Annotated in this window: 25 protein-coding genes; 11 read left to right on the forward strand and 14 right to left on the reverse strand. The window is 69.9% G+C overall.

The features are described 5' to 3' along the window. Positions 1-73 precede the first annotated feature (73 nt). Together ACTWQA_RS02935 and ACTWQA_RS02940 are read right to left on the reverse strand one after the other, a co-directional pair. A complete protein-coding gene (locus ACTWQA_RS02935) occupies positions 74-646 on the reverse strand; it encodes a hypothetical protein (RefSeq protein WP_443157748.1) in 573 nt (190 codons plus the stop codon). Between the two features lie 33 nt (positions 647-679). Next, positions 680-1,405 (reverse strand): LuxR C-terminal-related transcriptional regulator, encoded by a 726-nt coding sequence (locus tag ACTWQA_RS02940; RefSeq protein ID WP_443157749.1) that lies wholly within the window; start codon positions 1,403-1,405, stop codon positions 680-682. 924 nt (positions 1,406-2,329) lie between these two features. Here ACTWQA_RS02940 and ACTWQA_RS02945 point away from each other — a divergent pair. Beyond that, entirely contained in the window at positions 2,330-3,214 is an 885-nt protein-coding gene (locus ACTWQA_RS02945) for a TIGR03619 family F420-dependent LLM class oxidoreductase (protein WP_443157750.1), read from the forward strand. Here the strand turns inward: ACTWQA_RS02945 and ACTWQA_RS02950 are convergent. From ACTWQA_RS02950 to murQ, 3 genes are all read right to left on the reverse strand, one after another. Then, a complete protein-coding gene (locus tag ACTWQA_RS02950; RefSeq protein ID WP_443157751.1) occupies positions 3,211-3,591 on the reverse strand; it encodes a VOC family protein in 381 nt (126 codons plus the stop codon). The two genes, ACTWQA_RS02945 and ACTWQA_RS02950, sit on opposite strands and share 4 nt — an antisense overlap. A 10-nt stretch (positions 3,592-3,601) precedes the next feature. Continuing rightward, positions 3,602-4,666, reverse strand: a complete 1,065-nt coding sequence (locus ACTWQA_RS02955) for a serine hydrolase domain-containing protein (RefSeq protein ID WP_443157752.1) — start codon at positions 4,664-4,666, stop codon at positions 3,602-3,604. A gap of 101 nt (positions 4,667-4,767) precedes the next feature. Continuing rightward, positions 4,768-5,667: an N-acetylmuramic acid 6-phosphate etherase gene (gene murQ, locus ACTWQA_RS02960; protein WP_305918033.1), complete on the reverse strand. Its 900-nt coding sequence runs from the start codon at positions 5,665-5,667 to the stop codon at positions 4,768-4,770. Positions 5,668-5,725: 58 nt separating this feature from the next. Here murQ and ACTWQA_RS02965 point away from each other — a divergent pair, with 58 nt between their 5' ends. After that, positions 5,726-6,829 (forward strand): exo-beta-N-acetylmuramidase NamZ family protein, encoded by a 1,104-nt coding sequence (locus ACTWQA_RS02965; RefSeq protein WP_443157753.1) that lies wholly within the window; start codon positions 5,726-5,728, stop codon positions 6,827-6,829. Positions 6,830-6,831: 2 nt separating this feature from the next. On the opposite strand, the gene ACTWQA_RS02970 is transcribed toward ACTWQA_RS02965, so the two are convergent. From ACTWQA_RS02970 to ACTWQA_RS03005, 8 genes are all read right to left on the reverse strand, one after another. After that, positions 6,832-7,674, reverse strand: a complete 843-nt coding sequence (locus ACTWQA_RS02970) for a GNAT family N-acetyltransferase (RefSeq protein WP_443157754.1) — start codon at positions 7,672-7,674, stop codon at positions 6,832-6,834. After that, positions 7,674-8,684, reverse strand: coding sequence for an ABC transporter ATP-binding protein (locus tag ACTWQA_RS02975; protein ID WP_443157755.1), 1,011 nt, complete (start codon positions 8,682-8,684; stop codon positions 7,674-7,676). The genes ACTWQA_RS02970 and ACTWQA_RS02975 overlap by 1 nt, the downstream gene beginning before the upstream one ends. Continuing rightward, on the reverse strand, positions 8,681-9,667 hold the full coding sequence (locus tag ACTWQA_RS02980) for an ABC transporter ATP-binding protein (RefSeq protein WP_443157756.1): 987 nt from the start codon (positions 9,665-9,667) through the stop codon (positions 8,681-8,683). The genes ACTWQA_RS02975 and ACTWQA_RS02980 overlap by 4 nt, the downstream gene beginning before the upstream one ends. Before the next feature lie 3 nt (positions 9,668-9,670). Then, positions 9,671-10,570, reverse strand: coding sequence for an ABC transporter permease (locus ACTWQA_RS02985; RefSeq protein ID WP_305918028.1), 900 nt, complete (start codon positions 10,568-10,570; stop codon positions 9,671-9,673). Further along, positions 10,567-11,577: an ABC transporter permease gene (locus ACTWQA_RS02990; protein WP_327582778.1), complete on the reverse strand. Its 1,011-nt coding sequence runs from the start codon at positions 11,575-11,577 to the stop codon at positions 10,567-10,569. The genes ACTWQA_RS02985 and ACTWQA_RS02990 overlap by 4 nt, the downstream gene beginning before the upstream one ends. A 3-nt stretch (positions 11,578-11,580) precedes the next feature. After that, a complete protein-coding gene (locus ACTWQA_RS02995; protein WP_443157757.1) occupies positions 11,581-13,398 on the reverse strand; it encodes an ABC transporter substrate-binding protein in 1,818 nt (605 codons plus the stop codon). Positions 13,399-13,543: 145 nt separating this feature from the next. Next, positions 13,544-14,509 (reverse strand): zinc-dependent alcohol dehydrogenase family protein, encoded by a 966-nt coding sequence (locus tag ACTWQA_RS03000; protein WP_443157758.1) that lies wholly within the window; start codon positions 14,507-14,509, stop codon positions 13,544-13,546. Further along, positions 14,506-15,696: a M20 metallopeptidase family protein gene (locus ACTWQA_RS03005; RefSeq protein ID WP_443157759.1), complete on the reverse strand. Its 1,191-nt coding sequence runs from the start codon at positions 15,694-15,696 to the stop codon at positions 14,506-14,508. Before ACTWQA_RS03005 ends, ACTWQA_RS03000 begins: the two co-directional genes overlap by 4 nt. 61 nt (positions 15,697-15,757) lie before the next feature. Here ACTWQA_RS03005 and ACTWQA_RS03010 point away from each other — a divergent pair, with 61 nt between their 5' ends. The 6 genes from ACTWQA_RS03010 (at position 15,758) to ACTWQA_RS03035 (ending at position 20,034) form a co-directional block, all read left to right on the forward strand. Continuing rightward, positions 15,758-16,537, forward strand: coding sequence for an HAD-IIA family hydrolase (locus ACTWQA_RS03010; RefSeq protein WP_443157760.1), 780 nt, complete (start codon positions 15,758-15,760; stop codon positions 16,535-16,537). 43 nt (positions 16,538-16,580) lie between these two features. Beyond that, the gene (locus tag ACTWQA_RS03015) at positions 16,581-17,204 is read left to right on the forward strand and encodes a hypothetical protein (RefSeq protein ID WP_443157761.1); all 624 of its coding nucleotides are present in this window, start codon (positions 16,581-16,583) and stop codon (positions 17,202-17,204) included. A 26-nt stretch (positions 17,205-17,230) separates the two neighbouring features. Next, the gene (locus tag ACTWQA_RS03020) at positions 17,231-17,866 is read left to right on the forward strand and encodes a hypothetical protein (RefSeq protein WP_443157762.1); all 636 of its coding nucleotides are present in this window, start codon (positions 17,231-17,233) and stop codon (positions 17,864-17,866) included. A gap of 146 nt (positions 17,867-18,012) precedes the next feature. After that, positions 18,013-18,384: a hypothetical protein gene (locus tag ACTWQA_RS03025; protein ID WP_443157763.1), complete on the forward strand. Its 372-nt coding sequence runs from the start codon at positions 18,013-18,015 to the stop codon at positions 18,382-18,384. A 69-nt stretch (positions 18,385-18,453) separates the two neighbouring features. Further along, on the forward strand, positions 18,454-19,377 hold the full coding sequence (locus tag ACTWQA_RS03030; RefSeq protein ID WP_443157764.1) for an acyl-ACP desaturase: 924 nt from the start codon (positions 18,454-18,456) through the stop codon (positions 19,375-19,377). A 123-nt stretch (positions 19,378-19,500) separates the two neighbouring features. Beyond that, a complete protein-coding gene (locus ACTWQA_RS03035) occupies positions 19,501-20,034 on the forward strand; it encodes an NADPH-dependent FMN reductase (RefSeq protein ID WP_443157765.1) in 534 nt (177 codons plus the stop codon). Positions 20,035-20,055: 21 nt separating this feature from the next. Here ACTWQA_RS03035 and arfB read toward each other — a convergent pair whose 3' ends face one another. Further along, entirely contained in the window at positions 20,056-20,463 is a 408-nt protein-coding gene (gene arfB, locus ACTWQA_RS03040) for an alternative ribosome rescue aminoacyl-tRNA hydrolase ArfB (protein WP_305918019.1), read from the reverse strand. 203 nt (positions 20,464-20,666) lie between these two features. On the opposite strand from arfB, the gene ACTWQA_RS03045 reads away from it, so the two are divergent. The 3 genes from ACTWQA_RS03045 (at position 20,667) to ACTWQA_RS03055 (ending at position 23,698) form a co-directional block, all read left to right on the forward strand. After that, on the forward strand, positions 20,667-21,479 hold the full coding sequence (locus tag ACTWQA_RS03045) for a hypothetical protein (protein ID WP_443157766.1): 813 nt from the start codon (positions 20,667-20,669) through the stop codon (positions 21,477-21,479). Then, positions 21,476-22,066, forward strand: coding sequence for an HAD family hydrolase (locus ACTWQA_RS03050; protein ID WP_443157767.1), 591 nt, complete (start codon positions 21,476-21,478; stop codon positions 22,064-22,066). Before ACTWQA_RS03045 ends, ACTWQA_RS03050 begins: the two co-directional genes overlap by 4 nt. Positions 22,067-22,132: 66 nt before the next feature. Beyond that, on the forward strand, positions 22,133-23,698 hold the full coding sequence (locus tag ACTWQA_RS03055; protein ID WP_443157768.1) for an alkaline phosphatase D family protein: 1,566 nt from the start codon (positions 22,133-22,135) through the stop codon (positions 23,696-23,698). Positions 23,699-23,708: the final 10 nt, after the last annotated feature.

Consider the following 23,708-nt stretch of genomic DNA (forward strand, 5'->3'; position numbering starts at 1 on the left):
GCCCTGGATGCCGTAGCTGCCCGGGACGGCCGGCGCGCACGACATCACGAGCTTGCCGCCCGGAGTCAGCCGGTCAGGCCGTCCGAGTCGTCACAGCGCGCCAACCGAAGGCGATGGCGCCAGTCAGCAGCACCACCCCGGACAGCACGCCGCTGATGAACGGTACCCAGGCGACGGTGGCCGTCAACGCCAGAACCAGACCGCCGCCACCGAGCAGGGTGAGAACCACGCCCGGTACGGCGATGCCCCAGTCCTTCCAGACCGGCGCCAACGCGATGAAATGCACGCCCACCACCAAGGCCACCCACGCCACGTTGGCCTGCTCAGGATGTCCCCAGGCGGCCAGCATCCGAAGCCCGCCGAAGAGCAGGATCGCCTCGGCGGCGACGACGATCAGGTAGCCACGACCGAACATGTTCCGCTGGGGGCGCGCGGCGGAACGCTCCCTCCGGGCAGTGACAAACCACATGCCGATGACGCTCGCGGCCGCCACGCAGGCGGCTGCCCGCAGAAGGTTCACGGTCACGGCGTTCAGCGGGCTCTGCGCGTTGACGACGACGAAGACCGCGCCGAAGATCGCGCCAACCAGTAATCCAGTCATTCGCTGCATGACGTCATCGAACTGCGCCCGAGACTGCGTCTGCATGGGGGCTGGGGCGAGAACGTGGTCGGGTTGGCACTACCTCACTGTGCCGCGCAGGTAGGCCAGCACCGCCAGCACCCGCCGGTTGTCGTCGGGCGTCTCGGGCAGCTTGAGCTTGGCGAACACGCTGGCCACGTGCTTGCCAACGGCTGCCTCCGTGATCGACAGGGCGCGCGCGACGGCGCTGTTGGAGCGCCCCTCCGCGATCAGGGCGAGCACCTCGCGCTCGCGGATACTCAGCCTGTGGGTCGGCTCGTCGACCTCCCTGGCCTTGGCCCAGGTTCGCTCGAACAGGTCAATGAGGGCGGTGAGCAGACTCTGCTGCCTGATCACCAGAGTGCCCGGCGCGTAGACGAAGGGGGCCATCCGCAGGAACGCCACCGCGCGATCGAAGATGAGCACCTGCTGAATCGGCTCGTCGACGACCCGGTGCAGGTCACCGGAGACATGCAACTGCCTGATGCGGGCCGCCTTGCGAGGGTCGTCCAGCACGCTCGCGTGGACGATCGTGCGCATCGTCATGCCACGCTGCAGGGCATCGAGCACACTGCGTCTGCTCTTATGCTCCTGGGAGCCCTGCTCCATCGAGCCCAAGGGGTGCATGGCGCGTAGCTCGCCGGCCGCGGGGACGGCCTGCGCGATCTGCTGCCGGGCGAGCGCGTCGTCATCCACCCGCTCGACGTCGACGGGGATTCCTCGTAGCTCGCCCACTACCTCTTCCAGACGATGGACAAGCTGGGCCAACGACACGCTGTCGTTCACACGTCTCCCTCGGGTCCGCAATGGTGAGCGGGCAATGCAATATAGTGCCGTGCGCTTCGCCGTCTGACGGCTGATAGGTGAAGCCCCCATCTCGGCCGTGGGAGTCGGTTCCACATCAGCAGGCATGTGGTGGCGTATTCGACGCCGGACGGCTCGCCGTGACCCCTCCGCCCGAGACCGCGCTGGAGATCGGTCCTCAGCTCGCAGACGGTCACGAGATGGCGGTCGGTCGGCCGAGGCGCTGACTCACTCGGCGGTCTCCTGACCCGGACCCAGCGGGAAAGCACGCTGAACGCGGCAAGCTGCCTCCCGGTCAGGTGGGGGCGAGCCCGCGTCCGAGCATCCGAGCGAGGGCGATGCGGGTGAGCCAGCCCAGGCCGGCCGTGAAGAGTGGCGGCCACACGATCGGCCCGAAGGTGTAGCCACCAGCACCACGAGCGGGATCCACACGCGGTTCACGGCCTGGTGGAGCGCGCCGGGCGGGCGGACCCCGGCGAGCCGCGTCAGATCGGGTAGCACGAAGAACACCAGCGCGGCGGCCGTGGTTGGAAGGCCGTACTTCTGGCTCTCGAAAACGGCGAACGCGGCCAGGAACAGCGCGAGAGCGCCCCAGGCGATCCTCTTTGGCAAGCTGCCCGCTCCGGGGCGGCGCGGCGTCGCGCGGGGGTTCAGTCGTCACGCGCACAGCGTAGAGGTGACCTTCGATCTGCTGACCGACCCCGGCCAGGCGCGCCCTGGAGCTCAACCACGCCGAGTGTGCCAGGGCCCGTGCCGAAGATCATGTCGGTGTACAGGGGCGGCACGGTGGTGTTGTAGCTGGTGCAGCCGACCGGGTGGCCACGCCGGTGGGCGGCTCGTCTCGTGCTTCTTCGCAGGTCACAGGCTCATTTCTGGGACGATTTCGCGTCGGTCAGACTAGGGTGCATGAGAATCGGTTTCGCCGTACCGCAGTCAGGGCCCTGGGCCACACCCGAGAACATGCGCCGCATCGCCGTACGGGCCGAGGAGCTCGGCTATCACGATCTCTGGACGTTCCAGCGGCTGCTGTACCCGGTCGGGCATCCGATGGGTCCGACCTACCGCAGCGTGCACGACCCGATCGCCACCCTGGCCCACCTGTCGGGTATGACGGGCCGCATCGGGCTGGCCGTGGCGGTGATCAACGCGTACGTGCCGCCGGTGCTGCTGGCCAAGCAGCTGGCCACGCTGCAGACGCTGTCCGGAGGCCGGCTCACGGCGGGGATCGGCCTCGGCTGGCTGCCGGAGGAGTTCGAGGCGTCGGGTGTGGGCATCGAGCGGCGGGGGCGCAGGGGCGAGGAATTCGTCGAGGTGCTGCGCAAGGCGTGGACGGATGACGTGGTCGACCATGAGGGCGAGTTCTACCGGGTGCCGCCGGCCCACATCGACCCCAAGCCCGTGCCGGGGCCGCCGCCGATCCTGCTCGGCGGCACCGCCGAGGTCGCGCTGCGGCGCGCCGCGCGGCTGGCCGACGGATGGGTGAGCTCCAGCAGGGAGGACCTGTCGGCCATCGCCGGGCGGGTGGAGCTGATCACGTCGGCGTTGGCGGAGTCCGGGCGGGACGCGGCCGCGTTCAGGTTCGTGTGCCGCGGCGTCACCCAGGTCAGGGACGACGGTAGACGCCCGCTGACGGGCCCGTACGACAAGATCAGGCGGGACCTGGACGAGCTGGCCGCCGCCGGCGTGACGGACGTCTTCCACGACCTCAACTTCGACCACGAGATCGTCACCGCCGACCCGAAGGAGGCCATGCGCCGGGCCGAGGAGGCGATGGAGGCGCTGGCGCCCTAGCCGCCGCCGTACGGGACCGTGATGATCTCCAGGTTGTGGCCGTTGGGGTCGGACCAGTAGAGCCCGCGGCCTCCGTCGTTGGTGTTGATCCGCTCCGGCTCCTGGTGGAACGGGTCCGCCCAGTAGGTGAGGCCGCGCTCCTTGATCCGGCCCTGGATCTGGTCGAATTCCTCCTCGCTGACGAGGAACGCGTAGTGCTGCTGGGGCACCGGCCCGTCGACCTGGACCACGTCGAGCGAGACGTCATTGCCCAGCGTGACCACGCGGAACGGACCGTAAACCGGCGCCGGGTCGAGGCCGAGCACGTCGACGAAGAAGGCGGCGGTCTCGTCTCTGTCCTTCGCCGGCACGATGGTGTGATTGAGATGGACAGCCATACTTCGAAGGTTATGCCAAACGCTGCGCCTCGCCCGCGACGGCGTGGCGCAGCTCGCGGATGCCGTCGCGGCCCCGCACCGGGTGGACGGCGTTGGTCAGCAGCACCACAGTGAGCCGGCGGGTCGGGTCGATGAGGAGCGAGGTGCCGGTGAAGCCGGAGTGGCCGTACGCGCCGTCGCCCGGCGTGCCTGCGAGGGCCGGGTCGCCGATCCGCACGCCCAGCCCATGCCGGAAGGCGGCGCCCTCGGCGCCCTGATCGCGCACCATCTCGGCCACGCTCTCCGGCCGCAGCACGGGCCCGCCGCCGAGCCGCAGCGCCTCGCCGAAGGCCAGCAGGTTGTCGACCGTGGCGAACAGCCCGGCGTGGCCGGCCACGCCGCCCAGCGCGTACGCCGTCTCGTCGTGCACCTCGCCGCGCACACAGCCGGGTCCCGGGCGCTCGGGCTTCCACTCGGTGGCGGCGACGCGCGGCAGCGCGCCCGGCCGGTAGCCCGTGTCGGCCAGGCCGAGCACATCGGTGATGCGGGAGCGCACGAGCACGTCGAGGGGCGCGCCGCCGGTCAACTCGGCCAGCCGGCCGGCCATGATCATGCCGACGTCGCTGTAGAGGTAGGGCCCGCCGACCGGGTGGCTGATCGGTGTCTCGAGCATCGCGGCCAGACGTTCGGCCGGGTCCGCGGCGGGCAGCTCCAGATCGATGCGGCGGGTCGGGGTCAGGCCCGCCGTGTGGGTGAGCAGCCGGCGGAGCGTGATGCGCCGGTCCAGGCTGGGGATCCAGGCGGCGGCCGGCTCGTCCAGGGCGATGCGGCCCTCCTCGGCCAGGGAGAGCAGCACGACCGTGGTGAAGAGCTTGCTGATCGAGGCCAGGTCGAAGATCGAGTCGCGGCGCGCGGGCGGCCGGTCGGCGGTGAGGGTTCCCCCGGCGTCGGCGTAGCGTACGAGCTCGCCGGTCGCGGCCGCGGCGGCCACGGCGCCGTCCACGGCGATCAGCGCGACCGCCGCCGAGCAGACCCGCGGCACCGCGCCCTCCAGGATCGCCCGCAGCTCCGTCATGCGACCCGCCCGATCGGACATCCCCGTCCCCCTAAGCCCGTCGATCGGACATCCCCGTCCCCCTAAGCCCCGAGCCCCGTATCCGTCGCCCCGAACCCGTCCTCTCCCCCAGGAGAGGCCGTTCAGCCGCTCAGCGCGTCGCTGAGGCGCTCTCCGTGCGAAGCCAGCAGCGCGCGCGCCGCCTCCGCGTCGAGCCCGTGCTGGATCATCAGCACCGCGATCTTCGTTTGACCGCCCGCCGCGTCCAGTGCCGCGCCCGCCGTTTCCTCGTCCGCACCGGTGATGTCGGTGACCATGCGCAGCGCCCGGCCGGCGAGCTTGTTGTTCATCGCCGACATCTCGACCATCTGGTTGCCGTAGGTGCGGCCGAGCTTGACCATGCAGATCGTGGAGATCATGTTCAGCACGAGCTTCTGAGCCGTGCCCGCCTTCAGCCGCGTCGAGCCGGTCACCACCTCAGGCCCCACGACCACCTCGATCGCGTGCTCGGCGGCGGCCGACAGCGGCGCGCCCAGGTTGCACGACAGGCCCACGGTGAGCGCGCCGCGGCGGGCTGCCTCCGCCAGCGCGCCCAGCACGAAAGGGGCCCGCCCGCTGGCGGACACGCCCACCACCGAGTCCAGCGGGCCGGCCTCCAGGTCTTGCAGGGCGGCGGCGCCTGCCTCGGCGTCGTCCTCCGCACCCTCGACGGACCGGGTGAGCGCGTCGGGTCCGCCCGCGATGATGCCCTGCACCAGCGACGGGTCGGTGCCGAACGTGGGTGGGCACTCGCTGGCGTCGAGCACGGCGAGTCGTCCCGACGTGCCCGCGCCGACGTACAGCAGCCGGCCGCCCTCGGCCATCCTGGCGGAGATCGCGTCGATGGCGTCCGAGATGGCCGGGATGGCCACCGCGACGGCCGCGGGCACGGCCGCGTCGGCCTGGTTCATCAGTTGGGCGATCTGCTCCGTCGGCAGCCGGTCGATCTGGCTGTAGCGAGGATCGCTCTGCTCGGTGGACAGCTCGCGTAGCGGATCAATCATGACGCTAATTTCCACCCTAATCTTCCTTCTTGTAAATATATTTCAGCACAATGGCCTGATGGCACATGTGCGTACCGGAGCTGAACGGCTGTCGGCGGATCCCGCGCTCGCGGGAGGCTCCCGCCTCGGCCTGGTCACGAATCCCACCGGAGTCCTGCCCGACCTGACCCCCACGCCGGACGCGTTGCTGGCCGCGGGGGTACGGCTGACCGCCCTGTTCGGCCCCGAGCACGGCCTGCGCGGCACCGCCCAGGCGGACGGGAGCGAGGCCGACACCGTGGACGACCGGACCGGCCTGCCGGTGTACGACACCCACAAGCTGCCGGGTGAGGCACTGGACCGGGTGGTGGCCGGCACCGGCGTGGACACGCTGGTGTTCGACATCGCCGACGTGGGCGCCCGGTTCTACACCTACGTCTGGACGATGTACGACCTGATGGCCTCGGCCGCCCGGCTGGGGCTGCGGTTCGTGGTGCTGGACCGGCCCAACCCGCTCGGCGGGACCGTGACCGAGGGGCCGCTGCTGGATCCGGCGTTCGCCAGCTCCGTGGGCAGGTTCCCGCTGCCGATCAGGCACGGCAGGACGGCCGGGGAGCTGGCGCTGCTGTTCGGGTTCGACCTGGACCTGACCGTGGTGGAGATGGCGGGCTGGCGGCGCGACATGACGTACGCCGAGACCGGGCTGCCCTGGGTGATGCCGTCGGTGAACATGCCCACCCCGGACACCGCGCTCGTCTACCCCGGGACTGGCTTGTTCGAGGGGACGAACTTCTCCGAGGGGCGCGGCACGACCAGGCCGTTCGAGCTGGTCGGAGCTCCCTACGCGGACGCGCGCCTCGCCTGCGAGCTCAATGCGCTCGGCCTGTCCGGCGTGCGGTTCAGGGACGTCTGGTTCACGCCGACGTTCCACAAGCACGCCGGGGTCCCCGTACGCGGGGTGCAGCTGCACGTGCACGACCGCGAGACGTTCCGGCCGGTGCTGACCGGCCTGTCGATGCTGCATGTGGCCCGCACGCTCTACCCGGACGACTTCCGCCTGCTGGAGTTCCTCGACCACCTGTGGGGCTCCGGCACGCTCGCCGGCCGCCTGGAGTCCGGTGCGGACCCCCGCGATCTGTGCCCGCCACCGGGTCGCCCGGCGGGACGGCTGCTCTACGCGTGACATCACACCAGGTCGCGCCGGTAGAGCCAGAAAACGCGCTCGGCCCGCGCGCCCACGGCCCGCGAGTAGAACCGCAGCGGCCCCACCCATCCGATCTGCGCGCTGGCCTGGCCCGCGGCCCGCTGCTCGGCCAGGCACCTGCGCAGCAGCACCCGGCCGAGACCGAGCCCGCGGGCGGCCGGCGCGGTCCCCATGGGCCCGAACCAGGCCGGCCGGGCGCCCCAGGCGGCGAAGGCGAGGATCGTGCCGTCGCGCTCGGCGTAGTGCAGCCCGCTCGCGTTGGCGGCCTCCCACGCCCACCGCTCGTTCCAGTGCTCGGCGACGAACGCGGCGACGCGCTCGCGGTCCGCACCAGCCGCGCGCACGGCCACTCCGGCCTGGTCCAGGCGCTGGAGGTCCTCCTCGACGGACAGGTCGCCGGTCAGGTCGGCCGTCATGTTCCAGGCCACGTGGTAGCGCTCGTAGCCGAGGCTCTCGGCCAGGCAGGCGGCGGCGGTGTAGCGCACGTCGATGCCGGGCCAGGCGTAGCACGGCGGGTTGCCGGCCCAGCGGGCCTGTCGTGCGCCCTGGTCGCGCAGCCATTCCTCGGCCGCCAGCACCAGCGCCCGGCCGCGCCCCTGCCCTTGGGCCGACGGGTGCACGGCCAGCAGATCCAGGTGGCCGACGGTGGGGTCCTTGGTGGACAGGGAGGCCATCACCACGCCGCCGTCCACGGTCAGCGCCGTCCACCGCCGGTCAGCCGGCGGCCGCGACAGCCGCTCCACGAGGGCCGCGCCTTCCCCGGCGTCCAGCGTCAGCGCGGCCTCGGCGATCGTCGCCGCCTCGGCGAGCTTTGCAGCCGTCATCACACCTCGCTCATCGGGCGGGCGATCACGCTGCGGCGCTCGGGGTAGAAGCACGCGTGCTCCTGCGGCACCCCTTCTGTCAGCTGCAGCAGCGGCCGTTCGCTCGTGCACCGCTCGCCGCGGAACGGGCAGCGGCGGGCGAACAGGCAGCCCGTGTCGGCCTGGCTGTCGTCCAGCGTCTCCAGCGGCATCACCGGCTGCTCGCCCGGCTGCTCCAGGCCGTGCAGCACCGGGATGGCCGACAGCAGCGCCTGCGTGTACGGGTGCACGGGGTCGGCGATGACCGTGTCCACCGCGCCGCGCTCCACCACCTGCCCACGGTAGATGACGTACAGCTCGCCGTCGTCGCCGATGTAGCGGGCGGTGGCCACGTCGTGGGTGATGAACAGCACGCTCACGCCGAGCCGCTCGCGCAGGTCCTTCAGCAGTGCCAGGATGCCCAGCCGCAGCGAGACGTCGATCATCGAGACGGCCTCGTCGGCGACCAGCATCTCCGGGTCCACGGTCAGCGCCCGCGCGATGACGACGCGCTGCCGCATGCCGCCGGACAGCTGGTGCGGGTAGCGCGACAACACCGTGCCGGGGTCCAGGCCCACCAGCGTCAGCACCTCGGCCGCCCGCTCCTCGATCCAGGATGAGGACCGCCCCGTCTGCCTGGCCCGCAGGCTCAGCGGCGCGTACAGGGTCTGGTGGATCGTCCTGGTCGGGTTCAGGGCCGAGTACGGGTCCTGGTGGATCAACTGGATCTTGCGGAAGTGCGGCTGCCGGTGCTTGGGCTTCAACGGCGACATGGCGACGTCGTCGATGAGCAGCTCGCCCGCGTCGTACGTCTCCAGCCCCGCGATGATCCGCCCGAGCGTGGTCTTGCCACAGCCGGACTCGCCGATGAACGACGCCGCGCCGCCCTTCGGGATCGCGAAGTCCACGCCGCGCAGTGCCTGGACCTCACGGGCGCCGAGCACCTTGCCCCGCTGCTTGAAGGTCTTGACGATGCCGGTTCCGGTGATCACGCGTGCTCCTTCACGTTCACGGCATGGCAGGCCACGACGCGCGGCCCCTCGGACAGCGCCTCGGGATCCACGGTGTCGCAGACGTCCATGCGCAGCGGGCAGCGCTCCCTGAACACGCAGCCCTCCTTCGGCACGGTCACCAGCGTCGGCGGCCGTCCCGGCAGCGCCTGCGCCTCGGCGATGTCGCCGACGAGCCGCGGAATGGCTTTGATCAGACCCCTGGTGTACGGGTGCCGCGGCGCGCCCAGCACCTGCCTGGTGGGGCCCTGCTCGACCAGGCGGCCGCCGTACATGACGGCCAGCCGGTCGGCGACCTCGGCCACCACGCCGATGTCGTGCGTGATCACCAGGGTCGTGAGGCCGCGCTCGGCGTGCACTTCGCGCACGATCTTCAGGATATTGGCCTGCGTGATCATGTCGAGCGCGGTCGTCGGCTCGTCCAGCACCACCAGGTGGGCGTTGAGCACCAAGGCCAGCATGATGCCGACCCGCTGCCGCATGCCGCCGGACAGCTCGTGCTGGTGCGAGTCCAGCACTCTGGCCCCGTCCAGTCCCATGCGGCCGAGCAGCTCCTTGGCCTCGCGCACCAGGCCGCGCAGGTCGTCCACGCCGTGCGAGCGGCCCAGGTCGAGTAGCTGCTTGCCGACCGTCTTGAGCGGGTTGAGAGAGTTCTGCGCCGCCTGGAAGACGTACCCGACGTGCTTGCCGCGGGCCTTGCGCAGGTCCTCGCCGCGCAGCGCGACCACGTCGCCGAGCCCGTCGATGTCGACGCTGCCCGCGGCGATCCTGCCCGGCGGCTGCACCGCGTTGAGCAGCGACAACGCCAGCGTGGACTTGCCGGAGCCGGACTCGCCGACGATGCCGGTGATGGTGCCGGGCTCCAGCGTCAGACTGATGTCCCGGACGGCGGGCAGCTCGCCCGCGGGGGTCTTGTAGACGACCGTGAGGCCGTCGATGCGCACTCCCGGCGCTTGCTTCCGCACGTATTACTCCTCACGCAGCCGGGGGTTGAAGATCTCGTCCATGGCGTCGACCACGAGCACGATGGCCAGGGTCAGCAGCAGGATCGCCAGCAGCGGCCCGAGCAGGAAGCCGAGCGCGCTCGGCACGGTCAGCGCTCCGGAGCGGAACACGGCCGTGTTGAGCATCTGGCCCCAGTTGTTCGACTCGTACGGCAGCACGCCCAGGAAGAACAGGCCGACCTGCGCGTACACGCCGCCGGTGATCGCGATCAGCATGTTCATCGCGATGTACGGCGCCATGCTCGGCAGCAGCTCCTTGCCCACGATGTGGGAGGTGGACAGCCCGAGCCCGCGCGCCGCCTCGATGAACCCGCGCTCGCGCAGCGAGAGCGTCTGCGACCGCACCGCCCGCGCCACGCCGCCCCAGCTGAGCAGCCCCAGCACCAGGCCCATCTGCACGGCGCTGCTGAACTTCCATACGGTGGACAGGACCAGCAGCAGCGGCAGGCCGGGAATGGTCAGCTTCATGTCGGTCAGCCGCATGAGGATCGTGTCCCAGCGGCCCCGCTTGAAGCCGGCGAACAGCCCGAGCCCGGCGCCCACGACCACCGTGATGACGGCGGTGACGAGCGCCGCGAGCAGCACGTAGCGTGACCCGGTCACGACCAGCGCGATGACGTCCCTGCCCTGGTCGTCGGTGCCGAGCCAGTGCTCCCAGCTCGGCGGCCTGGTGATCTGGTCAGCGTCGCCGGGCAGCGGGTTCGGGTAGAACATCGGCCCGAACAGGCCCATGAACGCGAACCCGATCATGAGCGCCGCGCCCACCAGGCGGCTGGGCTTGCGCTTCATGACCCGCCAGACGCCCCGCCAGAAGTTGCGGCGCATCGCGGCGCTGGTGGATGAGCTCTCCAGGAGAACACTCATGCGGACACCTCCTCCCCGCTGCGGACCCGCGGGTCGATCACGCTGTAGAACAGGTCGGCGAGGATGTTCGCCACGATGATCGCGACTGTGATCAGCAGGAACGCCCCGCCCATCAGCGCGTAGTCGCGCATCGTGATGCTGTCGAGCAGCAGCTTCCCGAGCCCTGGGTAGTTGAAGATGCGCTCGATGAACACCGCGCCGCCCAGCAGCAGACCCAGCGACAGCGCCAGGATCGTGAACAGCGGCAGGATCGCGTTGCGCGCGATGTACCTGAAGATGATCGAGCGCTTCATCCCGCGCAGCTCCGCGGCCAGGATGAAGTCGTCGCCGAGCACCGTGACGACACTGGACTTCATGGCCAGGATCCAGCCGCCGTACGCCGACAGCGCGTACGTCGCCACCGGCAGCACCGCATGCTGGACCAGCGAGCCGATGTAGCCGGCGTTGAACCCGGGCTCATACAGGATGTCCACGGGCCCGTCGCTCGGCAGGATCGGGATGAGCGTGGCGAAGATCGTGGTGAGCAGCAGCCCCAGCACGTACTGGGGCACGCCGTGCAGCAGCGACCCGGAGATCGCCAGCGCGTCGCCGAGCTTGCCGCTGCGCTTGATGGCCGCGTAGACGCCCATGATGATGCCGACGAGGAAGCTCAGCAGCGTCCCGGCCAGCACCGGTAGAACGGTCCACTTGGCCGCCTCGGCCAGCACGTCCGTGACCGGCGCGCCGGCGTGGGTGATGGACTGGCCGAGGTCGAAGGTGAACAGCCCGGAGACGTAGTCCCCGTACTGCTCCCAGAGGGAGCCCTTCGGCTGGAACCCGTACAGCACACGCGTGGCCTGCTCGGCCGCCTCGGGCGACATGCCCTGCTCGATCAGTTTCTGCGTGTGCGCGGCGACGGGATCGCCGGGGATGCTCCTGACGATGAAGAAACTGATCGTGGCGACGACCAGGATCATGACGACCCCGCGGGCCAGATGGCCCGCGAGCCTGCGTGCGATGACAACCATGTATTACTGCTTCTTCTTGACCATGCCGAGCTGCATCCACACCCCCGCGGGGAGGCGCAGCACATCGGCGTCTTGCTCGGGCCAGCCACCGAACCGGGTGGTGTTGGTGAACTGGGTGTTGACGTAGTCCCACAGCTGGATCGCGGGGAGATCCTGGTTGGCGGTCTTGGCCAGCTGGGCCATGATCGGCTTGGCCTCCTCGGCGGAGACCGCGTTCAGCTTGGCGGTCAGCTCACCGGGGTTGACCTTGCCGATGCCTTCGACGTCGATCTCCTCGGCGCTGCCCATCCAGTTGCCGCCCTTGCCCGGCGCGCTGTGCGCGACCTTGCCGGCGACGTTGGTCCAGCCGTTGGAGGCGCCGTAGAGGCGCTGGAAGATGTCGTACGGCGCGGGGCCGAGCGCCATCAGCCAGAAGCCGACGTCGTACTTGCCGGCCGAGAGCTCCTCCAAGTAGACCGGATAGTCCGCGACGGTCACGACCTCGGCGTCGACGCCGTTCGCGACCAGCTGGCTCTTGATGTTCTCCTGCGCGGAGATCCAGTCGGAGAACGGCGCGGGCGCGGTCATGGTGACCTTCCACGGCTTGCCGTCGGCCAGCGTCCACTTGCCGTCCTTCTTCTGCAGGCCGGCCTCCTTGAACTCGGCCTCCGCCTTGGCGACGTCGTGCTTGTACGGCTCCAGGGCGGCCAGCTCCGAGCCGATCCACTCCTGGGCCGGCTTCTGGTGGATGCCGGAGGTCGTCACGGCCGGGGTGCCGCCCTCGGGCGAGGCCACCTTGGTCACCTGGTCGCGGTTGACCAGGTAGGCCAGGCCGCGGCGCACGTGCACGTTGTCGTACGGCTTCTTCGACTGGTTGAACGCCATGCCGACGGCCACCGGCGAGAAGCCCCTGATGACGTTGGAGCCCGGCGCCTGCTTGATCCGGTTCATCACATCGGTGGGCATGGCGGTGAAGCCGGCCTGGTCGAGCTTACCGGCGCTCAGGTAGTTCCAGATCTGCTCGTTGCCGCTGTAGTTGAGGAACTTCACCTGGTCGGGAACGATGTTCGCGGCGTTGTAGAAGTTCTTGTTCTTCAGCAGCAGCGCCTCGCCGGGGTTGACGCGCTCCAGCACGAACGGGCCGCCGGAGACGTCCTTCGGCGGGGCGAAGGCGAGGACCTTCTGGCCGATGGCCAGGATCTCCTCGCGCGCCTTGTCTGCCTCGGCGCCGGTGCCCTTGGAGGCCTTGAGCTTGTCCCAGAAGTCGGCGGGCAGCACGCTGCTCCACACATGCGCGGGGACGACGAAGCTGTCCATGACACCCCGGGCGAACTTCGCGCTGGGGTTGCTCATGTCCTGAGTGATCTTGACGGTCTTGTCGTCGACGACCTGGATGTCGGCCGCCGCGCCGGCGGCGCCCGGCGTGACCGCGAACGCGGTGCTGCCGGTCGTGTAGGCGATGCCCAGGGACAGCTTGACGTCCTCGGCGGTCACCGGCTTGCCGTCGGACCACTTGCCGTTCGGCTGCAGGTGGAGGGTGATCGAGGAGTTGTCGGGAGCGATGTCCCACTTCGCCGCGATGCCCGGGTAGAACTGGTTGGGGTCGGTAAGATGGTTCCTGACCCAGCCGAGCTTCATCGCGTTGTAGCCCAGGAAAGAGTTGCCCTTAGGGGCCCAGGGGTTCGCGGGGCCGCTGGCGTCGAGACCGGGCTTGAGCACGTCGACCGTGGTGAACAGGCCGCCACCGCCGCCCGAGCCGCCTGACTTGGTGGGGCCGCCGCTGCACGCCGCTGTCGCGGCGGCCAGGCCCAGCACCGCCACTACCGCTGCAAGTCGCTTCATTTGCCGCTCCGGGGGATGTCTCTAGGGATTGACCGGACACTACGATCACGCCACATCAGCGTCAATAATCTCCACAGGTTGTAAGGCTAATGTAACTTTCCTTCATGAGTGTGCGGAGTGGAACTAAGCGCCGTCAAGTAAAACTTCACGTCATGATCAGTACGGCGGCCCCGTTGACCTGGTCATTTGCCAGATCAGTGAGCGCCTGAGCGGCGGCGGCGAAGGGGTAGGGCGCGATTTTCACGCGCGGCGGATGCGCCAGAGCGAGCTCCAGATATGCCCGCCCGTCGGCCCTGGTGTTGGCGGTGACACTGCGCAGGGTGCGCTCCTGGAACAGGTGCCGGTCGTAGTTCAGGACCGGGACGTCGGTCAGGTGGATCCCGGCGATGGCGAGGGTTCCGCCGCGGTCGAGCGCCTCCAGCGCGGGCGGCACCAGATCGCCCACCGGCGCGAACAGGATCGCCGCGTCCAGCGGCTCCGGCGGCCGGTCACCGGCCGAGGCCGCCCCCAGCTCCAGCGCCAGTCGCCGGGACGCGGCCGACCTGCTCACCGCGTGCACCGTGGCGCCCTGCGCGATGGCCGCCTGCGCGGTCAGATGCGCCGACGCCCCGAACCCGTAGATGCCGAGCCGCCCACCCGGCGGCAGATCACATCGCGCCAGCGCCCGGTAGCCGATGATGCCCGCGCACAGCAGCGGCGCCAGCCGCTCGGCGGGCACGTCGTCCGGCAGGGGATAGACGTAGCCGGCGGGCGCCGTCAGATATTCGGCGAACCCGCCGTCGGCGTCCCACCCCGTGTAGGTGGAGTCCGGGCAGAGGTTCTCCATACCCCTGGCGCAATACCGGCACGTCCCGCAGGTGGAGCGGAGCCAGGCCACGCCGACCCGCTGCCCGGTGCCCACGACCCGGCCGACCGCCTGGTGGCCGGGGGTGGTGAGCGGCCGCCGCGGCTGGAGATCGCCCTCGGCCAGGTGCAGGTCGGTACGGCACACGCCGCACGCCTCCACCCGTACCAGCACCTCGTCAGGGCCGGGCTCGGGCATCTCCCGCTCGATCAGCGCCAGCGGCCCGGACGCCATCGGCCCCGGCTCGCGCACCACCCACGCTTTCACGGGGCGAGACGTGTGGAGGCGAGAGTGGCGTAGAGCGCGGCGCCGTCCGGCAGCACCGCGTCATCGAAGATCGCCTCCGGCGAGTGGTTGTACGGCGCCGTGGCCGGGTCCCGGTCCGGCGGGCACGCGCCCAGGAAGACGAACGCCCCCGGCACCTCCTCCAGCACGTACGAGAAGTCCTCCGACCCCATCACCGGCTGCGGCGAGACGAAATACCGGCCGGCGCCGAACAACTCGTCGGCCGTCCTCCCCACGAACTCGGCCTCGCTCTGGTCGTTCACCGTCACCGGGTAGCCCATCCCGAACGACGCCTCGACCTCCAGCCCGTGCGCCGCCGCGATGCCCTGCACCACCTCCACCAGCCTGCGCTTGACCAGCGTCCGGTTGTCCTTGCTGAACGTGCGCACCGTGGCCTCGAACCTGGCCTCGTCCGGGATCACATTGTCCGCCGACCCGCCGTGGAAGCTGCCCACCGTCACCACCACCGGGTCGAACACGTCGAACGTCCTGGTCACCATCGTCTGCAGCGCGCTCACCATCTCGCACCCCGCCTGGATCGGGTCCAGCGCCCGGTGCGGAGTGGAGCCGTGCCCGCCGCGCCCCTTCACCGTCACGCAGAACACGTCCGCCGCCGCCATGATCGGCCCAGGGCGGGAGGCGAACAGCCCGATGGGCAACATCGCCGACACGACGTGCATGCCGTACGCCGCGACCGGGCGCGCGCCCGCCGCCTCCAGCACACCCTCGGCGATCATGTGCTTGGCGCCGTCGTGCCCCTCCTCGCCCGGCTGGAACATGAAGATCACATCGCCGGCCAGCTCCTCGCGCCGCGCGCTCAGCAGGTGCGCCGCACCCGCCAGCATCGCGGTGTGCAGGTCGTGCCCGCACGCGTGCATCTGGCCGGGCAGCTGGGAGACGTACGGCAGGTCGTTCTTCTCCGTCACGGGCAACGCGTCCATGTCCCCGCGCAGCAGCACCGCCGGGCCCGGCCGGCCGCCGCGCAGCACGGCGGTCACCGAGCTGAGCGCCGTCCCCGTCTTGATCTCCAGCGGCAGCCCGTCCAGCGCCGCCAGCACCTTCTCCTGGGTTCGCGGAAGGTGCAGACCCAGCTCGGGAGTGGTGTGGAGGGAGTGCCTGAGGCGGACCAGCTCGTCCCGCAGGTCCAGCGCGGATTCAGTGAACGACATGAAGAACATTGTTCACGTACCGGCACGGAAGTCGACAGGGCGCGCTCGGTACGATGGCCGGGTGACTCAGCGTAAGCGGATCGACTCCTGGTTGTCCGACATGGACGGCGTTCTCGTCCACGAGGGCCGGCCGGTTCCCGGGGCGGACGAATTCATCAAACGGCTCAGCGAATCCGGCAAGAAGTTCCGGGTCCTCACCAACAACTCGATCTACACCCAGCGCGACCTGTCCGTGCGGCTGGCCGGCGCGGGACTGGACGTGCCCGCCGCGTCCATCTGGACCTCCGCGCTGGCCACCGCCCAGTTCCTCGACGACCAGCGGCCGGGCGGGTCGGCTTACGTGATCGGCGAGGCCGGGCTGACCACGGCCCTGCACGGGGCCGGCTACATCCTCACCGACCTCGACCCCGACTACGTGGTGCTCGGCGAGACCCGCACCTACAGCTTCACCCAGATCACCCGCGCCATCCGCCTCATCGAGGGCGGCGCACGCTTCATCGCCACCAACCCCGACTCCATCGGCCCCTCCACCGAGGGCTCCCTGCCGGCCTGCGGCGCCGTGGCCGCGCTCATCACCAAGGCCACCGGCGTCGCCCCCTACTTCGTCGGCAAGCCCAACCCCCGCATGATGCGCAGCGCGCTCAATGACATCGAGGGCCACAGCGAGACCACCGCGATGATCGGCGACCGCATGGACACCGACATCGTGTGCGGCATGGAGGCCGGTCTTTACACCATCCTCGTCCTCACCGGCGTCACCCGGCGCGAGGAGATCGACCGCTACCCCTACCGGCCCTCCCTCGTCGTCGACTCGGTGGCCGACCTCATCGACCTCATCTGAACCTGACCCCTGCTGACAGGTATAGATGGGACGCTGATGTGTCATGACCCGCCTGTACCTGGAGATCGGCCCCAAGAAGGTGTTCGCCTGCTCGCTCGACTGGCCCGGCTGGTGCCGGATCGCCAAGGGTGAGGAGGCGGCCATCGACCGCCTCATGGACTACGTGCCCCGCTACCGCGTCGTGGCCGAGCGCGCCGGCCTGTCCTTCTCGCCGGGCGACCCGGTGGTGGTGGCCCGGGTGCCCGGCAGTCCCACGTCCGACTTCGGCGTGCCGTACGCGGTGCCCGACCTGGACCAGGAGCCGCTGCCCGCCGACGAGGCCGCGCGCCAGGTCGCCCTGGTCCGTGCCGCCTGGGACCTGTTCGACGAGGTCGCCGCCGCCTCCCCGGAAGAGCTCCGCAAGGGCCCGCGCGGGGGCGGGCGGGACCGCAGCAAGATCGTGGATCACGTGGTGGAGGCCGAGCGCGGCTACGCCCGCATGGTCGACGTCCGCCACAAGCCCTTCACCTCGGTCGCGGACCGTGACGCCATGCGTGCCGAGCTGGCCGAGGTCCTCTCCCGGTCCTGGGCCCCGCCCCAGACGGCCAAATGGCCGCCGCGGTATGCCATCAGGCGCATCGCCTGGCATGTCATCGACCACGTGTGGGAGATCGAAGACCGGGTGTAAGAAAACCACTCCCGTGGCCTTCCCTCGTGGCGACGCGCCCGCGCACTCTCTGCAATCATGTGCTGACAGAAAGTGGGACCCGGCTAGTCTTAGTAGCCAGGTCCCTTCCGGCCAACCTACGGGAGGGGCACGTGCACGTACAGACCGAGATCGAAGGCTTGAAGGAGCGCATGGACTTCGTAGAGGGGATCGTGGGCGTGAAGGGCAGGAGAGGACTGCTGTCGGACCACTCGAAAGAGCTGGATCGGCACGCGGACCTGCTCTGCGAGATCAACAACCGGACGAAGAACATCGAGCTCGACATCACGGTGATGAAGGGCGACATCGCCCGGATGGACGGCGACATCGCCGCGATGAAGACCGACATCGCCCGGATGGACGGCGACATCGCCGTGATGAAGGACGATATCGCCGACGTCAAGGCTGATGTCGGCGACCTTCGGAAGGAGATGAACGCGGGGTTCGCGGCCGTGGACATGCGATTCGCCGCCATCGATGAGCGATTCACCGCCGTAGATGAGCGATTCGCCGCCGTGGATGAGCGATTCACCGCCGTCGACACCGAAATCGCAGCCATCCGCTCGGACGTATCCGAGCTCGACGCCAAGGTCTCGACCCTTGACGCCAAGCTGGATCGAGTCCTGGACAAGATCGGGGCGTAGAGGCGTCGCGGCGCCCCCGGTCCTGGGCGGGCCGGGGGCTCCGGTCGATTGATGGGTAAAACCGCACTCGGCGCGGTCAGCCGCTGATTACCATCGCTACTGATTGCAACCGCATGGTGACGAAAGCAGAGGAAAGTAGGGCGTCTGTGGACGTGCAGGGGGAGGTTCTCCAGACGGGTACGCCGGCCTGGTATGGGGACCTGCTGCGTGAGGTCGACGACCGGACCAGGCATCTCCAGGCCGAGGTCGCCGAGCTCCGCACCGAGCTCGCCGCCGCCCGGGCCGAGTTGGGTGAGGACGTCGCCGCCGTGCAGACCGAGGTCGAGGGCGTGCGGCGGGCGGTGAACGCGCGGCCGGGGGACAGGGGCGACGAGGACGGGGATCTGCGGCTCGACATGGTGGAGGGGTTCGCGGCCGTACGGGCGGAGCTCGCCCACGAGTTCGGCTCCGTCCGCTCGGAGATGCTCGATCTGGGCATCAAGCTCGATCGGCTGCTAAATCGGGACGGATGCCGTTAATCGCTCGACAGGTCCTTCGGGTAACCTAACCTACGGTACCGTAACCTGAAGGAGAAGATCTTTATGGCGATGACTCAGACTGAGCTGCTGCACGAGCTCGAGCCCGTGGTCGCCGGGGAACTCGACCGTCATCACCAGATGGCCAAGGAGTGGTTCCCGCACGAGTACATTCCGTGGAGCGAGGGCCGCGACTTCGACGGCATCTACGGGGGCGAGGCGTGGCAGGAGAGCGACTCGAAGATCCCCGAGGCGGCCCGCATCTCGCTCATCGTGAACCTCCTGACGGAGGACAACCTCCCCAGCTACCACCATGAGATCGCCACCACGTTCGGCCGTGACGGCGCGTGGGGCACATGGGTGCACCGCTGGACGGCGGAGGAGGACCGGCACGGCACCGCCATCCGCGACTATCTGACCGTCACCCGCGCCGTCGATCCCGTGGCGCTGGAGCGGGCCCGCATGCAGCACATGGAGAACGGCTTCATCAGCGACTACGGCACCATGCTGCAGCAGCTGGCATACGTCTCCTTCCAGGAGCTGGCCACCCGCATCTCGCACCGCAACACCGGCAGGGCCTCCGGCGACGAGGGCTGCGAGCGGCTGCTCGCCAGGATCGCCGCCGACGAGAACCTGCACATGCTCTTCTACCGCAACCTGCTCAAGGCGGCCTTCGAGCTGGACCCGAGCCAGACCATGCGCGCGGTGACCGACGTCGTCACCACCTTCCAGATGCCGGGCTCGAACATCGACGGCTTCGTCCGCAAGGCCATGATCATCGCGAACGAGGGCATCTACGACCTGCGCCTGCACCTCGACGACGTGCTCATGCCGGTGCTGCGGCAGTGGTCGGTGTTCGACAAGAGCGACCTGGGCCCCGAGGGCGACAAGGCGCGCGAGGAGCTGGCCGCGTTCCTGGACAAGACGGAGGCGACGGCGGCCAGGTTCGTCGAGCGCCGTGAGGAACGCAGGGCCCGCGCCGCCGCGAGGAGGTAAGAACGCAGGCTCCCACGCCGCCGCGGCGCGTCAGCCGTACCGTTCTTGACCCGGAGATGGTCTTGGACATCCACGGCATCGGGCAGGTTTCCCGGTAACACCGGAACCCCTTGGGAGCAGAGGGTGAAAATCATCGGGATCGCCGCCGGCCTCCACGAGGGGTCTTTTATCAACAGATTGCTGGATGCGGCGGGCGGTGAGCTGCCCGAGGGCGTCGGATTCCAGGTGTGGCCGGGACTGGGCGAGATACCGTCGTACGCGGCCGGGCCGGTGCCGGCGCCCGTCCGAAAGCTCCTGGGGCTCCTCGCCGCGTCGGACGCGGTGCTCATGACCGCACCCGAGCACAGCCTGTTGCCTGGCGAGCTGATCCACACCCTCGACTGGATGTCCGCCGGTGAGGCGCTGACCGGCAAGCATGTGGCGGTGATGAGCGCGAGCGCGCGAGCCTGCGGGGCCATGTGGGCGCAGGCGGAGTTGTACAAGCGGCTCCAGGCGGCCGGGGCCGTCGTGATGGGCGCCGAGCTGGTGATCTCGCCTGCCTGCCCGCACTTCGACGAGGACGGTTATCTCGCCGATCCCGCCCTGCGCCGCCAGGTCCGCGCCGTGATCGCCCAGTTGTGCCCGGCCGAGGTGATGGAGCCCGCGCTCCTGCTCTGAGCCGGGCCCGTGCTGTGCGCTTTAAGGTTCGCGGCGCTGGCGTTTGAGGTCGGCGCGGTGCTTCTTGGCGGCGATGCGGCGTTCGATGGCCCCCCGGCTCGGCTTGGTCGGGCGGCGGCGCTTGGGCGGTGGGGCGATGGCCTCGCGCAGCCGCTGCGCCAGGCGGTGCGCGGCGGCTTCTCTGTTCCTGAGCTGGGAACGGTACTCCGAAGCGGCGATCGTGATCGTGCCGGAGCCGAGCCGGTCGAGTGCCCGCGCCTTGAGCGGGGGTGGCAGCGCCGTGCTCGCGGCGACGTCGAAGATCAGCTCCACACGGCTGTCGGTGGTGTTGACGCCCTGGCCGCCCGGGCCTGACGAACGGGAGAAGCGCCAGACGAGCTCGGCGTCGGGGATGACGACCGAGTCGTTGACGACCAACGGGCGGGACATGGGTGGGGCTCCTGTTCAGAAATATGCCTGATGTAGGTAAGTGTCACCGTATCTGTGCGCCATATGCCGCACGCAACGGCATTTTCCATGACTGCCTTCGGGATCGCGCCGGCTCAGACCCTGAAGCCGGGCGTTCTCGTGATGGCCGGATGCAAGCGGCATGTGCCACCATCGCGCCAGAAGATCGCGCGTGAGGAGGCAGGATGGCGGTCATCGTCGGCGTACACGGGATCGGCAAGTACAACTACTACGTGGAGGCCGGCCGGTCCGCGGCCGGTGCCGCGCAGGCCATGCGCCTCAAATGGGACCGCTACCTGCACACCGCGCTCGGCGGCGAGGCGAGGGCGTACTTCAGCGAGATCGCGTACTTCTCCCACCACCTGCACGACGGGAAGGACGCCCCGCGCTCGCTGGCCGCCCTGGAGGCCCCCGCTCAGCAGGTCCTCGTGGAATGGGCGAAGAACCTGGGCGTGGGTGAGCACATCACCGGCGCGCTCAAGTCGTTCACCGGCTGGCTGCTCACCAAGCTCGACGGCAGGTCGGCGGCGTTCGCCCAGCTGTTCGCGCCGGAGGTGGCGGCATACCTCACCGACCAGGCCAGGCGCGAGAAGTGCCGGCAGGTCGTCGCCGAGACCATCCGCAGGAACCGGCCGAAGGTGGTCATCGCGCACTCGCTCGGCAGCGTCGTCGCGTACGAGGCCCTCTGGGCCAACCCCGACCTGCGGATCGACCTGCTGATCACCCTCGGCAGCCCGCTCGGCATGCGCAACGTCGTCTTCGAGCGCCTGCTGCCGGCCCCCATCAACGGCCGAGGCGAGCGCCCGTCCGGGGTCCGGCGCTGGGTGAACATCGCCGACAAGGACGACATCGCCGCCATCCCGCCCGACCTGTGCGGCAGCTTCGCCGGCGTGGACGTCGAGGAGCTGGTCAATCTCGACTGGATCGACTTCCACACCGCCGAGAAGTACCTGGGCTGCCCGGTGCTTGATCCGCATCTGCGACCATTCTTGGTATGACGTGGATTGTCTTCGACTACGGCGGCGTCCTGTCGCAGCCCCAGCCCGAGTCCGATGCCCTGGCCATGGCGCGGGCGGTGAACGTGGACCCCGAGGTGTTCAAGGAGGGTTACTGGGAGCACCGCCTGGACTTCGACCGCGGCCTGCCCCCGCTCGCCTACTGGTCCGCGGTGCTCGGCAGGAGCGCCACCCACGGCGAGGTCGCCCGCCTGGTCGCCATGGACGTGGCCAGCTGGGCCCATCCCAACGAGGGCACGGTGACCCTGCTCGGCGAGCTCATCGAGGCGGGGTGCGACGTCGCGCTGCTGTCGAACATGCCGGTCTGCATCGGCGACGGGCTGGACCAGCTGCCCTGGGTCGCCGCCATCGGCCGCCGCTTCTACAGCGGCAGGATGGGCCTGGTCAAGCCGGATCGGGAGATCTTCGACGAGATGGCCCGCGCGCTCGGCGCCGCCCCCTCAGAGATCGTCTTCATTGACGACCGTCAGGAGAACGTCGAGGGCGCCGAACGCGCGGGCATGCGCGGCGTGCACTTCACCGATGCTGCGGCCCTGCGCGAAACGCTGCCCGACGTACGGGACGACTGATGCTGTTCATCCGCCCTTGACTCCACTGTCACGGCGGGGTCAGCGCAGGCGGACATACCTGTGGACGTGGACCGTAGAGCCTTCCTGACGGCGGCGGCGACAGCCGGCCTCCTCAGCTCACAAGCCCCCATCTCCCCAGCATCCGCCACGTCCTCCTCCAGAACCCTGAGAACCGACCCGTTCACGCTCGGCGTGGCCTCCGGCGACCCCTCGTCCGACGGCTTCGTCCTGTGGACGCGGCTGGCCGTCAACCCGCTGAGCGGCGACGGCCGCGGCGGCATGCCGGCCCGCGACGTGCAGGTGGACTGGCAGGTCTCGGCCGACGAGCGCTTCTCCAGGATCGTCGAGTCCGGTACGGCAACCGCCCGGGCCCGCGACGCCCACAGCGTCCACGTCGAGCTGAAGGGCCTGGAGCCGGGGCGCGACTACTTCTACCGGTTCAGGAGCGAGGGCCGGATCTCGCCCACGGGCCGCACCAGGACGACGCCTGCCGGCGAGACGACACCGCTCACCTTCGCGGTGGCCGCCTGCGCGCACTACGAGCACGGCTACTACACCGCCTACCGGCGCCTGGCCGAGGAGGAGCCCGATCTGGTGGTGTTCCTCGGCGACTACATGTACGAGTACGGCCCCAGCGGCTACACGGCACTTGCCGGCCGCGTCCGCACCCATACGCCCGGCAAGTGCCAGACGCTCGCCGACTACCGGCTCCGGCACGCCCAGTACAAGAGCGACCACGATCTCCAGGCCGCGCACGCGGCGGCGCCGTGGCTGGTGGCCTTCGACGACCACGAGGTGGAGAACAACTGGGCCGGGCCGGTCTCCAGCAGGGAGACTCCCGGGTTCGCCCGTGTGCGGGCCGAGGCGTTCCGCGCGTATTACGAGAACATGCCGCTGCGCCGCGCCAGCCTCAACGGGGCGGTGCTCAAGGTGAACCGGCGCATCTCCTGGGGCACGCTGGCCCGCTTCCACCTGCTCGACACCCGGCAGTTCCGCGATGACCAGGCGTGCCTGGACGGCGTACGGGCCGGGTGCGACGACCGCCTCGCCGACCAGCGCACGCTGCTCGGCGCCGGCCAGTGGCGGTGGCTGGAGGAGGGGCTGCGCGGCTCCACCACCCGCTGGAACCTGCTCGGCCAGCAGATCATGATGACGCACCGCGACTACAAGGTCGGGCCGGGGCGTGAGGTCAACCTGGACTCGTGGGACGGGTACGCGGCCGAGCGGACGCGGCTGCTGGGGTCGCTGGCCCGTACGCCCAACCCGGTGGTCCTGACGGGGGACGCGCACATGCACCACCTGGCCGAGCTCAAGACCGACTTCGACGACCCCGACTCGCCGGTGGTGGCCAGGGAGCTGGTGGCGTCGTCGATCGCGAGCGATGGGGACGGGTACCGGGACCGGACGTGGATCGCGGAGGCTCTCCAGGAGAATCCCCACATTTCCTACATCGACCAGCGCCGCGGCTACCTGGTGGCCCGCCTGACCCGCGACGACCTGTCCGTCGACTACCGAACGCTGGACTACATCTCCCGCCGCGGCGCCAAGGCCAAGACCGCCCACCGCATCAGCATCCCGGCCCTGACGGGGGCGGCGGCGGCCGGCCAGGCGGGGGCGCCCCCGGTTGGCTGAACGTCCGCTG

The organism is Nonomuraea sp. 10N515B (assembly GCF_052245915.1).
Taxonomy (GTDB): Bacteria; Actinomycetota; Actinomycetes; order Streptosporangiales; family Streptosporangiaceae; genus Nonomuraea.

Excerpts from the sequence above, each read along its gene's own strand:
- ACTWQA_RS02935 (WP_443157748.1), bottom strand. The coding sequence starts at position 646 with ATGCAGACGCAGTCTCGGGCGCAGTTCGATGACGTCATGCAGCGAATG.
- ACTWQA_RS02945 (WP_443157750.1), top strand. The coding sequence starts at position 2,330 with ATGAGAATCGGTTTCGCCGTACCGCAGTCAGGGCCCTGGGCCACACCC.
- ACTWQA_RS02950 (WP_443157751.1), bottom strand. The coding sequence starts at position 3,591 with ATGGCTGTCCATCTCAATCACACCATCGTGCCGGCGAAGGACAGAGAC.
- ACTWQA_RS02955 (WP_443157752.1), bottom strand. The coding sequence starts at position 4,666 with ATGTCCGATCGGGCGGGTCGCATGACGGAGCTGCGGGCGATCCTGGAG.
- murQ (WP_305918033.1), bottom strand. The coding sequence starts at position 5,667 with ATGATTGATCCGCTACGCGAGCTGTCCACCGAGCAGAGCGATCCTCGC.
- ACTWQA_RS02965 (WP_443157753.1), top strand. The coding sequence starts at position 5,726 with ATGGCACATGTGCGTACCGGAGCTGAACGGCTGTCGGCGGATCCCGCG.
- ACTWQA_RS02970 (WP_443157754.1), bottom strand. The coding sequence starts at position 7,674 with ATGACGGCTGCAAAGCTCGCCGAGGCGGCGACGATCGCCGAGGCCGCG.
- ACTWQA_RS02985 (WP_305918028.1), bottom strand. The coding sequence starts at position 10,570 with ATGAGTGTTCTCCTGGAGAGCTCATCCACCAGCGCCGCGATGCGCCGC.
- ACTWQA_RS02990 (WP_327582778.1), bottom strand. The coding sequence starts at position 11,577 with ATGGTTGTCATCGCACGCAGGCTCGCGGGCCATCTGGCCCGCGGGGTC.
- ACTWQA_RS02995 (WP_443157757.1), bottom strand. The coding sequence starts at position 13,398 with ATGAAGCGACTTGCAGCGGTAGTGGCGGTGCTGGGCCTGGCCGCCGCG.
- ACTWQA_RS03005 (WP_443157759.1), bottom strand. The coding sequence starts at position 15,696 with ATGTCGTTCACTGAATCCGCGCTGGACCTGCGGGACGAGCTGGTCCGC.
- ACTWQA_RS03015 (WP_443157761.1), top strand. The coding sequence starts at position 16,581 with ATGACCCGCCTGTACCTGGAGATCGGCCCCAAGAAGGTGTTCGCCTGC.
- ACTWQA_RS03030 (WP_443157764.1), top strand. The coding sequence starts at position 18,454 with ATGACTCAGACTGAGCTGCTGCACGAGCTCGAGCCCGTGGTCGCCGGG.
- arfB (WP_305918019.1), bottom strand. The coding sequence starts at position 20,463 with ATGTCCCGCCCGTTGGTCGTCAACGACTCGGTCGTCATCCCCGACGCC.
- ACTWQA_RS03045 (WP_443157766.1), top strand. The coding sequence starts at position 20,667 with ATGGCGGTCATCGTCGGCGTACACGGGATCGGCAAGTACAACTACTAC.
- ACTWQA_RS03050 (WP_443157767.1), top strand. The coding sequence starts at position 21,476 with ATGACGTGGATTGTCTTCGACTACGGCGGCGTCCTGTCGCAGCCCCAG.